This is a genomic window from Prochlorococcus marinus subsp. marinus str. CCMP1375, assembly GCF_000007925.1.
Lineage (GTDB): Bacteria > Cyanobacteriota > Cyanobacteriia > PCC-6307 > Cyanobiaceae > Prochlorococcus_E > Prochlorococcus_E marinus.
Map to the genome: position 1 here is coordinate 170805 of NC_005042.1, position 15283 is coordinate 186087.

16 protein-coding genes are annotated in these 15283 nt (G+C 36.8%); 7 read left to right on the forward strand and 9 right to left on the reverse strand.

Going from position 1 to position 15283, the window contains the following annotated elements:
* Positions 1 to 9: 9 nt before the first annotated feature.
* From PRO_RS00865 to PRO_RS00880, 4 genes are all read left to right on the forward strand, one after another.
* Positions 10 to 2013: an NAD(P)H-quinone oxidoreductase subunit 5 gene (locus tag PRO_RS00865; protein WP_011124327.1), complete on the forward strand. Its 2004-nt coding sequence runs from the start codon at positions 10 to 12 to the stop codon at positions 2011 to 2013.
* 118 nt (positions 2014 to 2131) lie between these two features.
* Positions 2132 to 3787, forward strand: a complete 1656-nt coding sequence (locus PRO_RS00870) for an NAD(P)H-quinone oxidoreductase subunit 4 (protein ID WP_413315926.1) — start codon at positions 2132 to 2134, stop codon at positions 3785 to 3787.
* A gap of 243 nt (positions 3788 to 4030) precedes the next feature.
* Positions 4031 to 4915, forward strand: coding sequence for a segregation/condensation protein A (locus PRO_RS00875; protein WP_011124329.1), 885 nt, complete (start codon positions 4031 to 4033; stop codon positions 4913 to 4915).
* Positions 4916 to 4955: 40 nt separating this feature from the next.
* The gene (locus PRO_RS00880) at positions 4956 to 6134 is read left to right on the forward strand and encodes a nucleotidyltransferase family protein (protein ID WP_036892127.1); all 1179 of its coding nucleotides are present in this window, start codon (positions 4956 to 4958) and stop codon (positions 6132 to 6134) included.
* On the opposite strand, the gene PRO_RS00885 is transcribed toward PRO_RS00880, so the two are convergent.
* The gene (locus PRO_RS00885; RefSeq protein ID WP_011124331.1) at positions 6115 to 7008 is read right to left on the reverse strand and encodes a methylenetetrahydrofolate reductase; all 894 of its coding nucleotides are present in this window, start codon (positions 7006 to 7008) and stop codon (positions 6115 to 6117) included. The two genes, PRO_RS00880 and PRO_RS00885, sit on opposite strands and share 20 nt — an antisense overlap.
* A gap of 80 nt (positions 7009 to 7088) precedes the next feature.
* Here PRO_RS00885 and PRO_RS00890 point away from each other — a divergent pair, with 80 nt between their 5' ends.
* Both PRO_RS00890 and PRO_RS00895 read left to right on the forward strand, forming a co-directional pair.
* Complete coding sequence (locus PRO_RS00890; protein ID WP_011124332.1) at positions 7089 to 7370, forward strand: helix-turn-helix domain-containing protein; 282 nt, start codon at positions 7089 to 7091, stop codon at positions 7368 to 7370.
* An 89-nt stretch (positions 7371 to 7459) separates the two neighbouring features.
* Positions 7460 to 7597, forward strand: a complete 138-nt coding sequence (locus tag PRO_RS00895) for a hypothetical protein (protein ID WP_164923198.1) — start codon at positions 7460 to 7462, stop codon at positions 7595 to 7597.
* 19 nt (positions 7598 to 7616) lie between these two features.
* On the opposite strand, the gene PRO_RS00900 is transcribed toward PRO_RS00895, so the two are convergent.
* The 8 genes from PRO_RS00900 to PRO_RS00935 all read right to left on the reverse strand — a co-directional run bounded on the left by PRO_RS00900 (position 7617) and on the right by PRO_RS00935 (position 14840).
* On the reverse strand, positions 7617 to 8117 hold the full coding sequence (locus PRO_RS00900; protein WP_011124334.1) for a CYTH domain-containing protein: 501 nt from the start codon (positions 8115 to 8117) through the stop codon (positions 7617 to 7619).
* Positions 8117 to 9040 (reverse strand): NAD(+) kinase, encoded by a 924-nt coding sequence (locus PRO_RS00905; protein WP_011124335.1) that lies wholly within the window; start codon positions 9038 to 9040, stop codon positions 8117 to 8119. The genes PRO_RS00900 and PRO_RS00905 overlap by 1 nt, the downstream gene beginning before the upstream one ends.
* A 16-nt stretch (positions 9041 to 9056) precedes the next feature.
* Entirely contained in the window at positions 9057 to 9383 is a 327-nt protein-coding gene (gene nuoK / locus PRO_RS00910; protein ID WP_011124336.1) for an NADH-quinone oxidoreductase subunit NuoK, read from the reverse strand.
* A 32-nt stretch (positions 9384 to 9415) separates the two neighbouring features.
* Positions 9416 to 10018 (reverse strand): NADH-quinone oxidoreductase subunit J, encoded by a 603-nt coding sequence (locus tag PRO_RS00915; protein ID WP_011124337.1) that lies wholly within the window; start codon positions 10016 to 10018, stop codon positions 9416 to 9418.
* Positions 10015 to 10674 (reverse strand): NAD(P)H-quinone oxidoreductase subunit I, encoded by a 660-nt coding sequence (ndhI, locus tag PRO_RS00920; RefSeq protein ID WP_011124338.1) that lies wholly within the window; start codon positions 10672 to 10674, stop codon positions 10015 to 10017. The genes PRO_RS00915 and ndhI overlap by 4 nt, the downstream gene beginning before the upstream one ends.
* Positions 10675 to 10797: 123 nt before the next feature.
* On the reverse strand, positions 10798 to 11916 hold the full coding sequence (nuoH, locus tag PRO_RS00925) for an NADH-quinone oxidoreductase subunit NuoH (RefSeq protein WP_193328865.1): 1119 nt from the start codon (positions 11914 to 11916) through the stop codon (positions 10798 to 10800).
* 69 nt (positions 11917 to 11985) lie between these two features.
* A complete protein-coding gene (locus tag PRO_RS00930; protein ID WP_036892129.1) occupies positions 11986 to 13122 on the reverse strand; it encodes a citrate synthase in 1137 nt (378 codons plus the stop codon).
* 116 nt (positions 13123 to 13238) lie between these two features.
* Positions 13239 to 14840 carry a DUF3352 domain-containing protein gene (locus tag PRO_RS00935; RefSeq protein ID WP_011124341.1) on the reverse strand — a complete coding sequence of 534 codons (1602 nt, stop codon included), beginning with the start codon at positions 14838 to 14840 and terminating at the stop codon, positions 13239 to 13241.
* 74 nt (positions 14841 to 14914) lie between these two features.
* Here PRO_RS00935 and PRO_RS00940 point away from each other — a divergent pair, with 74 nt between their 5' ends.
* Positions 14915 to 15268 carry a rhodanese-like domain-containing protein gene (locus PRO_RS00940; RefSeq protein WP_011124342.1) on the forward strand — a complete coding sequence of 118 codons (354 nt, stop codon included), beginning with the start codon at positions 14915 to 14917 and terminating at the stop codon, positions 15266 to 15268.
* The last annotated feature ends 15 nt before the right edge of the window (positions 15269 to 15283 follow it).

Sequence of the window (15283 nt, forward strand, 5' to 3'; positions counted from 1 at the left end):
AAAAACAGCATGCAATCAGCAGCTGAAATTGCTTGGTTAATTCCATTGCTTCCTTTGCTCGGTGCTCTTGCATCGGGGTTGGGCTTAATTGGTTTCAATAAGGCTATGAATGGTTTTAAAAAACCGGTAGCAATAATACTGTTGACTTGTGTAGGAGTTTCAGCGGTATTGAGTTACGCAGTACTGTTTGAGCAAATATCTTCCCCTCATTCAGTTGAGCATCTTTTTATCTGGGCAAGTGCTGGAGACTTTACACTTCCGATGGGGTACGTAGTTGACCCTTTAGGCGCTGTAATGCTTGCGTTGGTAACAACCATTGCGCTTTTAGTGATGGTTTACTCCCATGGTTATATGTCTCATGATAAAGGTTATGTCAGGTTTTTTACTTATCTAGCTTTATTTAGTAGCTCTATGCTCGGGCTCATAATTAGCCCCAATTTATTAGAAATATACGTTTTCTGGGAATTAGTGGGCATGTGCTCTTACTTGCTAGTTGGTTTTTGGTATGACAGGGATGGTGCCGCACATGCAGCGCAAAAGGCTTTTGTTGTTAATAGAGTTGGTGATTTTGGACTTTTACTTGGAATTCTTGGATTGTTTTGGGCCACGGGAACCTTTGATTTCAATGGAATTGCAGTAGGACTTTCTAATGCAATTGAAGTAGGAAGTGTACCTTTGTGGGCAGCTTTATTGCTTTGTTTTTTGGTCTTTTTGGGACCTATGGCAAAGTCAGCTCAGTTTCCTTTACATGTCTGGTTGCCAGATGCGATGGAGGGGCCTACTCCTATTTCTGCATTGATTCATGCGGCAACTATGGTCGCCGCTGGTGTGTTTCTTGTGGCAAGGCTTGAACCTCTTTACAGTCAGTTTCCTTTTATAAACCTTTTGATAGCAATTTTTGGAACAATTACATGCTTTTTAGGGGCATCTATAGCTTTGACTCAAATGGATTTGAAAAAAGGCTTGGCTTATAGCACTGTTTCGCAGCTTGGTTACATGATGCTCGCCATGGGCTGTGGCGCTCCTATTGCAGGAATGTTCCACTTAGTTACACATGCATTTTTTAAAGCAATGTTGTTTCTTGGTTCAGGTTCTGTAATTCATGCTATGGAGGAGGTTGTTGGACATGAACCGATTCTTGCTCAAGACATGAGGTTAATGGGAGGTTTGAGAAAAAAGATGCCGATTACATCGATCACTTTTTTGATTGGATGCATAGCAATTAGTGGTATTCCACCATTAGCAGGTTTTTGGAGCAAAGATGAAATTCTGGGGCAAGCATTCAATACTTTCCCAATACTTTGGATTGTTGGTTTTTTAACCGCAGGCATGACTGCTTTTTATATGTTTAGACTCTATTTCTTGACATTTGAAGGCAGCTTTAGAGGTCATAATGAAGAACTTCAAAACATTTTATTAGCTTCAGCAGGTAAGGAGAAAGACGAAGAAGAAATTCATGGTTTAGGAGATATTCATGAATCCTCATGGTCTATGACTACACCATTAATAGTCTTAGCAGTACCTTCTGTTTTAATTGGGTTCTTAGGAACTCCTTGGAATAGCACCTTTGCAAATTTACTTAATTCTGAAGAAGCTAAAGAAATGGCCAGTCATTTTAGCTGGAGTGAATTTCTGCCATTGGCTTTAGCTTCAGTTGCTATCTCAGCATGTGGAATTTCTTTGGCATTTTTCTCTTATTACTCTAAAAAAATCGATATTAATGCTTTATTTGCAGGCAGATTTCCAGCTTTAAATGCTTTCTTTGCCAATAAATGGTATTTAGATGATATAAATGAAAAGCTATTTGTACGAGGTAGTAGGAAACTGGCTCGTGAAGTGCTCGAGGTTGATGCAAAGGTTGTGGATGGGGTTGTTAACTTGACAGGTCTTTTAACTTTAGGAAGTGGTGAAGGTTTGAAGTATTTTGAAACCGGTAGAGCTCAGTTTTATGCGCTTATTGTTTTTGGAGGAGTAATTGCATTGGTTGCTCTTTTTGGAGTTCTTGGAAATTAAGTTGAAAAAATCATTTCTGTTGTGTGTGTCATCCCCTATCGATTGAGTGCGAGAGCTCTAAGTATTTCTACACTCCAAAAAGATTAGGGAAAATCATTCAGTGTTTGATTGCGAGCCAGTGTCATTGTTGATAACTATTCCTGGTCAAGTCCCAGAACCAATTGCTGCCGATTTTCCTTGGCTTAGCCTTTCAATTCTTTTCCCAATTGCAGGATCTCTTTTAGTACCTTTTATCCCTGATGAAGGCGAAGGTAAGCAAGTTCGTTGGTATGCGTTGTTTATTGCGCTAACAACTTTTTTAATAACTGTAGGGGCCTATTTAAAAGGTTTTGAGCCTGCTGAAGAAGGACTGCAGTTATCAGAAAGAGTGCCTTGGCTGCCTGATTTAGGACTTACATGGGCTGTTGGAGCAGATGGACTGTCAATGCCATTAATACTTCTAACGAGTTTTATTACTGCTTTAGCAGTTCTTGCAGCATGGCCTGTAAGTTTTAAACCTAAATTATTTTTCTTCTTGATTTTGGCCATGGATGGTGGCCAGATAGCTGTTTTTGCAGTGCAAGATATGCTTCTTTTCTTTTTAGCATGGGAGCTGGAATTGCTCCCGGTCTATCTATTGCTGGCCATATGGGGAGGAAAGAAAAGGCAATATGCTGCAACAAAATTCATCATTTATACGGCTGGAAGTTCTTTATTTATTCTTCTTGCAGGATTAGCAATGGGATTCTTTGGAGGAGGTGCTCCTAATTTTGAATTTACTCATTTAGCAAATCAACAATTTGGTACAGGATTCCAATTACTTTGTTATGGAGGGCTACTGATTGCGTTTGGTGTAAAACTTCCAATAGTTCCATTACATACCTGGCTACCAGATGCCCATGGCGAGGCCACTGCACCTGTTCATATGCTCTTAGCAGGGATTTTGTTGAAGATGGGAGGTTATGCACTTTTAAGATTCAATGCGCAACTTCTTCCTGCAGCTCATGCACAATTTGCACCATTATTAATTGTTCTAGGAGTCGTTAACATTATTTATGCAGCTCTTACGTCTTTTGCTCAAAGGAATTTAAAAAGGAAAATTGCATATAGTTCAATTAGTCATATGGGATTTGTTCTGATTGGAATAGGAAGTTTTAGTACGTTGGGTACAAGTGGGGCAATGCTGCAAATGATTAGTCATGGCTTAATTGGAGCAAGTTTATTTTTCTTAGTAGGTGCTACTTATGATCGGACTCATACTCTCCAACTTAATGAAATGGGTGGGGTTGGCCAAAAGATGCGCATTATGTTTGCACTTTGGACAGTTTGCTCTTTAGCTTCCTTGGCTTTGCCAGGAATGAGTGGTTTTGTTTCAGAATTAATGGTCTTTGCTGGCTTAGTTACTGATGAGGTTTATACATTGCCTTTTAGGATTGTAATAGCTGGTTTGGCTGCAATAGGAGTTATCTTAACTCCTATTTATTTGCTTTCCATGCTTAGAGAGATATTTTTTGGTCAAGAAAATGTTGATCTTTTAGCTAAAAGAGAGCTTGTTGATGCTGAACCAAGAGAAATTTATATAATAGGAAGTCTTCTTGTTCCCATTATTGGCATTGGTTTATATCCACGTATCATGACTGAAACTTATACAGCTTCTATAGATGGTCTTGTTGCTAGAGATAAACTTTCAATAGAAAGAGTTATTAATACTTCTAGTTCAGAATTTTCTAATCAAAATATATCGATATCTAATGGTCAAGCACCAAATTTGAATATATATAGCTCTTCTAAATAATTGATAAATTAGATATTATGTTATTTATATCTAAAGATGATTATGTAGAAATTGATTAGTCCTATCTAGATTATTTATTTAACAAAGGCTATTTCACAAAATTATTAAAGCCCTTTTTGCTAGAACTGGTTTTTATTTGGATGTATTTAACTCACCTAGTTTTTATTTTATTTAATTCTTTGTGATGTTTTTATGGCATTAACTCATTAGTCCCGGTAACTTTCTTGAAGAAGCTTTTATTCATTGCCTGCAGAAGGGCTTAAAACTACATCTAATAGTGCAGGAGCAAGGCTTGCAATACGTTTATTGCAAGATGCTGCTGAAAATGGAGATATTGATCCTTGGGATATTGATGTAATTCCTGTAATAGATGGATTTTTGGATCAGTTGCGTCAGAGGATTGACTTGCCCAAGAGGTGTTTATCTAATTCAGGTGGTACTTTTGAGAATGATTTGGCTGATAGCAGTGAAGCTTTTTTAGCAGCTTCGGTATTGGTTAGTTTAAAAGCAGAAGTTTTAGAGACTGACACTTTCCCTCCTGAAGCTGAAGATGAAGACACGTTTGATTTAGATTTCTCAGAGCAAGGATGGTTAGATCCGAGGCTAAATATCCCTAGAAATCCAGAGAGACATCTTTATCGTCGGCCAGTTGCACCCCCTCCTCTGAGAAGAGCAGTTTCTTTAGGAGAGCTAATTGAGCAGCTTGAGTCGATTGCAGAAACAATAGAGGCAGATGAATTGCTCAGCCGTAGAAGACGAAGGGATAAAAGGTTTAGTGAAAAACAAATTATTGAACAAGTAACATCTCTTGCTCATAGGGAAAAGTTACCTGAGACCACAGCAGCTTTAGGGGTGTTTTTAAATAATTGGGAGCAAGCATTAAATTGGGTTGACTTTGATGCTTTGGTTATTAATTGGGAAGATGTTGCATCTTCTGATTTAGATAGAGATCGTGTTGGTGTCTTTTGGGCGTTACTTTTTTTATCTTCACAAGGAAAGATAGAGCTGAAACAGGAAGGTTTTCTTTATGCCCCACTGCGATTAAGAAGAATTCTTGAGCCTGGAATGATTGCGCAATTGCCGTTAAATACCTCTGACGTGACAGCTTCTTCTCCGGCCGCAGCGTAGAAAGTGTTATAAATACTCTTGATTTGGCCTACTAACGCCTATGAAGGCGATGATACTGGCTGCAGGCAAGGGGACTCGAGTCCAGCCAATCACGCATGTGATTCCAAAGCCCATGATTCCAATCCTTCAGAAACCAGTAATGGAATTTCTGTTGGAACTTTTAAAGGAGCATGGATTTAAGGAAATCATGGTGAATGTTTCTCATTTAGCTGAAGAGATTGAAAATTATTTTCGTGATGGCCAAAGATTTGGTGTAGAGATTGCTTATAGTTTTGAAGGACGTATTGAAGATGGAGAATTAGTAGGCGATGCTTTGGGATCTGCAGGAGGCTTGAAAAAGATTCAGGATTTTCAGGAATTTTTTGACGATACTTTTGTTGTTCTTTGTGGGGATGCGTTGATTGATCTAGATCTTTCTGAGGCTGTTAAACGACATAAAGAAAAAGGTGCTTTGGCTACTCTAATTACAAAGAGTGTACCTAAAGATCAAGTTAGCAGTTACGGTGTTGTAGTTACTGATGAAGGCGATAGAGTTAAAGCCTTTCAAGAGAAACCATCTATAGATGAAGCTCTTAGTAATAATATTAATACAGGTATCTACCTATTTGAACCAGAGATATTTAAATATATACCTTCTAATAAACCATTTGATATAGGAGCAGATTTGTTCCCTAAATTGGTGCAAGTGGGAGCACCTTTTTTTGCGTTATCTATGGATTTTGAATGGGTAGATATTGGTAAAGTGCCTGATTATTGGAAAGCTATTAGAAGTGTACTATTAGGGGATGTTAGACAAGTGGAAATTCCTGGTAAAGAAGTTATGCCAGGTGTATTTGCAGGTTTAAATGTTGCTGCTAATTGGGATAAAATTAATATTGAAGGCCCGATTTATGTAGGAGGAATGACAAGGATTGAGGACGGATCTACAATAATAGGGCCTTCAATGATTGGACCTAGTTGTTATATATGTGAGGGAGCAACAATTGATAATTCAATTATTTTTGATTATTCTCGTATTGGCCCTGGTGTTCAACTATTAGAAAAGCTTGTTTTCGGTCGTTATTGCGTTGATAAGAATGGGGATCACCTGGATTTACAAGAAGCAGCTTTGGATTGGTTGATCACTGATGCGCGTAGACAGGACTTAGGTGAGCCCTCCCCTCAACAAAAGGCAATGGCAGAATTTTTGGGAACCGATCTTATTGGCTCGGGAGGCTGATTTTGGCCTGATTAAGGATTGCTGGAATATTATGCTCTGCTTTTATTGCCATTATATGAATTCCTTTTGCGATTCCAACAAAGCTTCTAGCTTGTTCTGCAGCAATTGTTATTCCTTCCAAATCTTGTTCTTTAGCTTGTTCTAATCTATTTAAAATTGACATAGGTATAGATGCACCTGGAACGACTTTGTTTATAAAATGAGCATTTTTGGCTGATTTCAATAAGAAAACTCCTGCCAAGACAGGCAGCTCAAGTGGTTCAGCAATCTCTTTGCAGAATTTTTCTAGGGTCTTAGGGTCCATTACCATTTGAGTTTGTATGAAACGAGCTCCTGCATTCTTTTTTCTTTCTAGTCTTTTTCTAAGGCTTTTAAAATTAGTTGAATTAGGGTCTGCAGCTGTTCCAAGAAATAGTTTTGTTGGCCCATTTGGTAGCAATCCAGACACTGGGTCTTCCCCGAGATTCAAAGAAGTGATTTGTTTTAAAAGTTGAACAGATTCGTAGTCATGGACAGGACGAGCATTGGGTTGATCTCCAACACGAACTGGATCCCCTGTTAGGCATAGAACATTTTTAATCCCTAATGCATGCGCACCAAGAATCTCAGCTTGGAGCGCAATACGGTTTTTGTCTCTACATGCTATTTGTAATATTGGCTCAATATTAGATTCTAAAAGTAATTTACAAACAGCTAGACTGTGCATTTTCATTATTGCTCTGCTGCCATCAGTGACATTGATTGCGTGCACAAATCCACTTAAACTCTTTGCAGCAGCAATGGTTTTAGAGGGGTCACCTCCTCTTGGAGGCATTACTTCAGCAGTGATGGTTATTTCACTTGCTTCTAGAGATTGTTGCAGAATGGAATTCAATTTTCTTATTAGAAAATTACTATTACTTATCAATGACCCTAGCTTGCGTAATATGAATTAAATAGGTTGTGATGGAGGGCATGTTTTCAGGAGATTTCTCCAATTCGGTTCAAATGTCTCTCTCAGCAAGAGAGATGGAGATTATTGAGCTAGTGGCTAGTGGATTAACTAATCAGGAGATTGCTCAAAAGTTAACTATTAGTAAGCGCACCGTTGATAACCACGTTAGTAATATGTTTACAAAAACAGGATCCAAAAATCGCGTAGCTCTTTTGAACTGGGCAATGGATCATGGAAAGATTTGTCGAGATGGTTTTAATTGTTGTTCTTTGCCTGATGAAGATGACCCTGAGCCGGTTTAGCTCGACGCTTTATCTCTAATTGCTTTGAATCTGGTAAATCCATTAAACAATAGTCTCCTAATCCAATATCAAGGAGTTCCGCATATGCCATGCAGGACTCTCTGTCTGAGCCTGTAAAACGGAGTATTCCGTCTATGTCATACAAACCATACAAAGCCAATTCTCCTGAATTATTAAGTGTTTTAGAAGGCCATCCAACGACGGACTTAAATATAAAGAGAATCTAAAGCAAATTCGGTTTTTTATCTAGTGGATTTGGAAGGTCAGCCGTTCTTTTTGAGACCAATCTGTTATTGGATACTGAGCAAGTGAGGCATTACTTAATTTTTTAATTCCTGTTACTTCTTGGCTGCACCAACTAGGTTGTTCGAATAATACCTTCTCTGAATTCAATTCCACCTCTGCAAGTACTAGTGGAAAATTGCTTCCTTCAAAGCAATCAACTACCCATGATCCAGGTCCAAAATTCAGAAAATAACGTTTTTTCTTTAATTTTTTTGAGATTAGATTCCACATGAAAACAGCATCTTCTAATGGAATGGAGTATTCGAATTCATGGGTTGACATTTTTCCTGCTAGGGCTTTTAGAGTTATTTGAGATTTCTTGCGATCAATCATTCTCATTCGCACAATCCATTCTTCAAAATTTGTCGAGAAATAACCTTGCTCTAATTCTTGACTTTGTTTTATAAAAGCTTTCCATTCATTTCCTTTAATAATGAAACGTCGCTCGATTTCAAGAGCCATTATTTTGGGGCCATTTTATTTTGATTATCAACTAAGCTTCCAGCCCAATGAAGTTTTTGCGTAAGTGTTCTGAAGTAAGAAGGGCTTTGTTCAAGGATTAACATTTGAGCATGATTTCTTGCCTTTTCGATGACGCATTGTTCTCCTTTTTGCATCAAAGCACTACTTACTCCATCTTGCCAAATATTGACTCTTTGATTCTTATTCCCCACTGGCTTAATGATTAGCCTAGAGCCTGCAGGGACCACAATAGGGCGGCTGGATAGGCTCATTGGACAAATTGCGCTAACAATGATGGCTTCTATACCAGGGTGAAGAATAGGCCCACCTGTAGCCATAGAATATGCGGTGGATCCAGTAGGTGTAGATAAAATAACTCCATCACCTCTATATATATCTACATCTTCGTCATCAATTTTAAGTTCAAGAGTGCATGTTGGGGAAATATCTTCACTGCATGAACGAAAATAAATATCATTTAATGCCCAAAAAAAGTTTTCTTTCTTACCTACATCATTAGTATCTAAATATGATTCTACACGTCCTTTCAGCATCATACGACTTTCAATTGCAAATTGATCTTCCTGAATCCTTGACCAAAGACTTTCATCTTTTAATAATTGACGATCATGCGTTAAAAAACCCAGGTTGCCTCCAACATTAAAACTTAATATTGGAACTTCATACATTGCTAGGTGTCGAGCTGCACCAAGCACTGTCCCATCTCCTCCAAGAACAATAACTAGTGTAGGAATTTGCTTGTTTGGGTTTAGAATATTGTTGCAAGTATTTAATAAAGGACCACTTTCAGCAGTAATAACTTTTATTCCTAAAGATTCAATATTTCTTGAACATAATAAAGCTTCTTCTTTTGCAGATTTGCTACCTGACTTATATATTACCCATATTAATTCAAGCTTCATTATTTTCTTGGGTTGCTTACCACTTCAATAAATTAAAACTTTCCATATCGACTGTTGTTCTATTTCTATATAGTGAAAGTAAAATAGCAAGGCCTACAGCTGCTTCTGCAGCTGCTACAGTAATTACAAAAACTGTAAACACTTGACCACGGATTAGATTCCCATCTATATACGATGAAAATGCCATTAGATTTATATTTACAGCATTCAACATCAGTTCTATGCTCATCAAAACTCTAACAGCATTCCTGCTATTAATTAGACCCCAAACACCAATGCAAAAAAGCATAGATGCAATTAATAAGTAAGCTTCTAAAGGAATAGGAACTGTATTTGGATTCATAAATAATAATCAATTTTGAAAAAATTCATTGATCACTCAGTTGATTGATCAATAAGAATAGCCTTGCTTTTGTTGTCTATAATATTGCCTGCTCTTTCACCAAGCTTCTCCTCTTCTGTAAGAAATACATCTCTTCTAGCTAATACTATTGCACCTATCATTGCCATTAACAAAAGTACAGAGGCTAATTCGAAAGGTAGTAGATAATCAGTAAATAAATGCTCGCCAATACGTTCTGTCGCTTCCTCTCCTATAGCTTGGGGACCTGGTGTTGCCCACTTTGTAGTTAAATTTACTCTAAACAAAAGAGCAAGAAGGCCAGCACAAACACATCCAGAGAAAAATCTTCTTATTTGCAATCCTGCTATAGGCTTTAGCTCTTCTCGCTTATTGACTAACATTATTGCGAAAAGAATGAGCACATTTACAGCACCTACATAAACCAATACTTGTGCTGCTGCAACAAAGCTTGCATTTAATAGAAGGTATAAACCTGCAACTGACATAAATACGCCACCAAGTAAAAAAGCTGAATACACAATATTCTCTATTAATACAACTCCTAGGCTTCCACTAATAATTACACTTGCAAGAATAAGAAAGCATATTTGCTCTGTACTATTCGCTATATTCATTTTGAATCTTTCTCTACTTTTAAAGAGTTAATATTAATATCTAAGTTATTATCTTCGCTTTTATTTGATTCTTTATTTTTCATCCAATCCATTATTTCGATTGGTAACTTACCTGCTCGTGAGCTATCTTTTGGCAATTCGTGTGGGTCCATAACTCCTTCTGGGAGATATCCAAGCTCTCTTAACGGCATTACTGATGGATCTGAAGTAACACTTGTTGGAAGTCTCCCTAAAGCTACATTGTCAAAATTAAGACTATGCCTATCAAATGCAGCGAGTTCATATTCTTCTGTCATAGATAGACAATTAGTTGGGCAATACTCCACACAATTTCCACAAAAAATACATACCCCAAAATCAATAGAGTAATTGCGAAGCTCTTTCTTTTTTGTTTCTTTATTCATTACCCAATCAACTACAGGAAGATTAATTGGGCACACTCTTACGCATACTTCGCAGGCTATGCATTTGTCGAATTCATAATGAATCCTTCCTCTATATCTTTCTGAAGGAATTAATTTTTCATATGGATATTGGACAGTTATAGGTCTTCTACGCATATGGTCAAAAGTTACTGCTAAGCCTTGTAATAGGTATTTGCCTGCACTTACTGCATCTTTACTGTAGTCAGCTATTTTTTGAAAAAAGGTACCCATTGGTGTGTTATCTAATTACTTGGTAAACCTAATGGTCAAATCTTACAGGGGTTTTGAGAGAAATAAGCGCCTTTATTTTTAAAAATGTAAATTGTCTTCAATTGCTAATTCCTTAAATTGATCTTATCCACCAAAGGCAAAAGGGAAGACTAGTTTTAATGCAGCTGTAAATAGCAAATTGACTAGTGAAATTGGCAATAAGAATTTCCAGCCTAGATCTAGTAATTGATCAATTCGCACTCTAGGAGTTGTCCATCTAAGTAATATTGCTAAGAAAACTAAAAGATATGTCTTAAATACTGTCATTACTATTCCTAATGAAGCAGTAATGATTTGAATGACAGGCGAATTGATTGATTGATGCAGAGTATTAGCTATTAATTCAACTGGTATGGGAAAACCCCAACCTCCTAAATAAAGAACTGAGACTAATAATGATGATAAAACTAGGTTAATGTAGCTTCCTAAATAAAATAACGCGAATTTCATACCTGCATATTCAGTTTGATATCCAGCTACTAATTCTTCTTCTGCTTCAGGAAGATCAAAAGGCAATCTTTCGCATTCTGCTAGAGCACATATCCAAAAAATTAAAAAGCCTACTGGTTGTCTCCATATATTCCAGCTCAAGAAACCAAGAGTATTTTGTTGATTAACAATGTCAATAGTGCTTAGCGAGTTACTCATCATCACGATTGCTAGAACTGCTAAAGCAAGTGGGATTTCATAACTTATTGATTGTGCTGCAGCTCTTAATCCGCCTAGAAGTGAATACTTGTTATTTGATGCATATCCACTCATCAATAGTCCAATAGGCTGAATACTACTTAATGCAATCCATAAAAAAATTCCTATGCCGACATTACTAATAAGTAAGTTTTGGCCAAAAGGAATAATTAACCAAGAAAGTATTACTGGAATTAAGACTAAAACTGGCCCAAGAGTGAAGAGCAGGTTATCAGCCTTGTCAGGAATAATGTCTTCCTTGACCAATAATTTCAAGCCATCCGCCATTGGTTGAAGAATGCCTAAAGCTCCTGCATACTCTGGCCCAATTCTTTGTTGAGCTGCCGCTGAGATTTTTCTTTCGAGCCATACGGTTACAAGTACCCCTATTAACGCCGCAGTTAACACTAAAAGCATTGGTAATGGCAACCAAAGCAAATGAGAAATGGTTGAAGATAAGCCCATATCTTGCAGAAGATGGTTGAAACTCACTTCAAGATCCAAGCCTGTATTCACTTCAGCAACTAAAACTGTTTTAAGAGTAGTGAACATTGAGGTTAATTAGGTAATTTTAATTTACTCGTATTAGTTTTTATTCCGTTCTTCTAATGCGCACCAAGCTCTGGTTTTCTTGCCAGTGTAAATTTGTGTTGGTCTGAAAATACGATTAGCACTTAGTTGTTCACGCCAATGGGCTAGCCAGCCAGCCACGCGCGAAATGGCAAAAATTGGAGTAAATAAATCTCTTGGGATTCCTAACTTTCGATATACCAGACCTGAGTAAAAGTCAACATTTGGATATATACCTCTTGGCCCTAGTAATGGAGAGGCTTCTTCTTCCACTGATCTAGCTACGTCATACATTTCATCTTTCCCAAATCTTGCAAATAGGTCTTCTGCAAATCCTTGCAAAAGTGTCGCTCTAGGATCTTTGACTTTATATTCCCTATGCCCAAAACCCATTATTTTGCTTTTCTGATCAATTGCTTGTTTTAAATAATTCCTAGCATTTTCAGGTGCGCCAATCTCTTCAAGCATTGCAATTACATCCTCATTTGCACCACCATGCAAAGGCCCAGCAAGGGTGCCAACAGCTGAAGCAACAACTGCATAGGGGTCAGTCAAAGTGCTTGCTGTAACTCGGGCACTAAATGTACTTGCATTTAAACTGTGTTCTGCATGAAGTATTAAGCATCTATCGAATACTCTGGCTGCGAGGGGGTCAGGTTCCCTTTCAGTCAACATATAAAGAAAGTTCGCTGAATAAGGTAAATCGTCTCGAGGTTGTATGGGATCTTGTCCTTTTCTGATCAGCTGAAAAGCTGCAACCATTGTTGGGATTTTTGCAATTAGCCTTACTACTGCATCGTAAATATATTGAGGGTTGTCAATGGCTCTTCTTGAATAAAATAGGCCTAGCGATGCAGCGCTTGATTGCAGGGCATCCATAGGATGGCCAGTCGCAGGGAAGCACTTCATCATGTCTCGAACTCTGAAGCTCAGTCTGCGATGCATTTGTATTGCATCTTCGAATTCCCTTAGTTGCTTTGAGCTTGGGAGATCTCCCCAGATGAGAAGATAAGTGGTTTCTAAAAAGCTGCTTTTAGCCGCTAACTCCGCAATTGAATAACCCCTATATTTCAGCTCTCCTTTAAGGCCATTAATGTCACAGATAGCTGATTGTGTAACGGGTACACCTTCGAGACCAGGCTTTAAAACCATGTTGCAGGGATCATTTTGATTGTCTATAGCCTTTTGCTCCAACTCGTGCTATTCATAAACATAACCGCAAAAGCAGTTCATTAATTCTGCGCATAATTTAAGTCAAGAACAATCTCCTAATCAATAGACAGCATTCCACGAACCTTTAATATTGAGTCTTCTGCTTCTTCTTCCCCAAGGGCTAAATTTAATCTGTTTATATTTGGGAGTGATGATTTGCTTGCAACTGTTTTTAGCAGTTGCCAAGGTTTCCAATGGTTCAATATTTTTTGAGAGGACCTTTGTCCAAGAGATAATTGTTGTTTGACAGTTATAAAATTATTGAATTCTGAGTTTTTTAATATATTACTTCTTTCTACTATTGATTTGGAATTATTTTCTTTGTCAAGCGAAGACAATGTATTAGTCCATAATAGTTTATTGGAATCTTTAGATAAAATTATCCCTATTTTAGGAGATAAAATATAACCATCTCCCCTTTTAATTGTCTCTAGCTTATTCCAGACTGTAATGTCTTTATCTTTGATATTAAGTGTTGATTTAACAAAATTTTGACTGATAAGAATTTGATCAACTATTGGAATTAGAGAAAAGTCTAGTGATTTTATTAACCATCCACTTTCTTTGTTAATTAAGACTAATTGCCCTTTACTTAATTCGATTAAGTTTGTAGCTATAGGAGATTCTAGATTAATAAGATATTGTCGTAATGCTTTTCCAATCAATAGAGAGTAAATATCAGAACTATTGTCATTTAAGATCTGTTGAGTATTATTTATTATTGCAATATCATTAGAATTATAGATCTCTTCTCCGAATAAATTTATTTCATTTTTATTCACAATCTCTTTTGATTCTAATTGTTCTTTGAATTTAAACTTGCTATCTATGTAAATATTTTTTCCTTTAGGAATAATTGAAGCTACAAACCCATTTAAATCTACTTTTTGAGCAATATTTTGAGGAACTTCTAAGAATGATTCCAATGCATCAGGTGATGCTATTATTAAAGCAATACCATTTTTAAGATTTTTTATTAGATCTTTTTTCTGATAATCACCTAGTTGGTTTTTAGTTGAATCTATAGACACATCTATTGCTTCTTGTAATATTTTCTTGTTAGAAGATATTAAAATTAAATTATTATTAAGCATAGCCATTGAGAGTTTTCTTCCTTCTATTTCTGATCCTGCAGCTTTCTCGTATAGAATTTCTTGACCTTGGTAAGACTCGTGCTCTATTTCAGCACCATTTATATTTTGATTTTCCCAATATTCATTTAAGAAGTTACTTGATTCATTAATATTTATTCCTTCAAATATTAAAATCCAACCTTTATTGATTCTATTTTCTTTAGAGTTGAAAATAGAAAAGCTAAAATCATTACTGACCCACTCTGATAAATCTTTATTGAAGTCTAAGCCTATTAAAGCAAATAAACCATCTCTAATCTCAATGCCTTCTTTACGAGCTTGGCTTTTTGACTTTTTAGAGGCTTCTGCTTCTATGTAATCAGGTATTTTATTAGGATTAATATTGAAATGAATCGTTAGATATGCATTGCTTGGAATATATTGTGCAGATTCTGGTAAATCTAATTCTTTTGTATCAAGAATTAATGACTCCTTTTGCTGAGTTTGATTTACTAATGTAACTGCAACTAAGCTTAGTATGGTTAGAGTTATAATTAGGCTGATAACGAAGGAACGTACCTTCATGTTTGTCAAAGAATTTCTTGGATTACCTTCTTTATAAGCGTTTAAATCTGGTCTGGCTTATCTAAAATAACGAAATGAATCACAAACTCCCTCAGACTATTTCACCTAAAGAGCTAAATCAATGGCTAAATGAGGACTCATTGAAGCCAATATTGATTGATGTTAGGGAATTAGAGGAATTATCAATTGCTGCTTTTTCTGAGGAAGTCTTGCATTTGCCATTAAGTGAGTTTGTTTCATGGTCGCAGTCCTTTACCAAGACTTTGTCATTGGATAAACCTATAGTGGCCATTTGTCATTCAGGGGTTCGAAGTTTGAACTTTGGTATTTGGTTGCTTGAACAGGATGGTCGATATCAAGTTTGGAATTTGCAAGGAGGTATAGATTCTTGGAGCCTTGAAGTGGATAATTCAGTACCTAGGTATTGATTTTCAAAAAGCAAA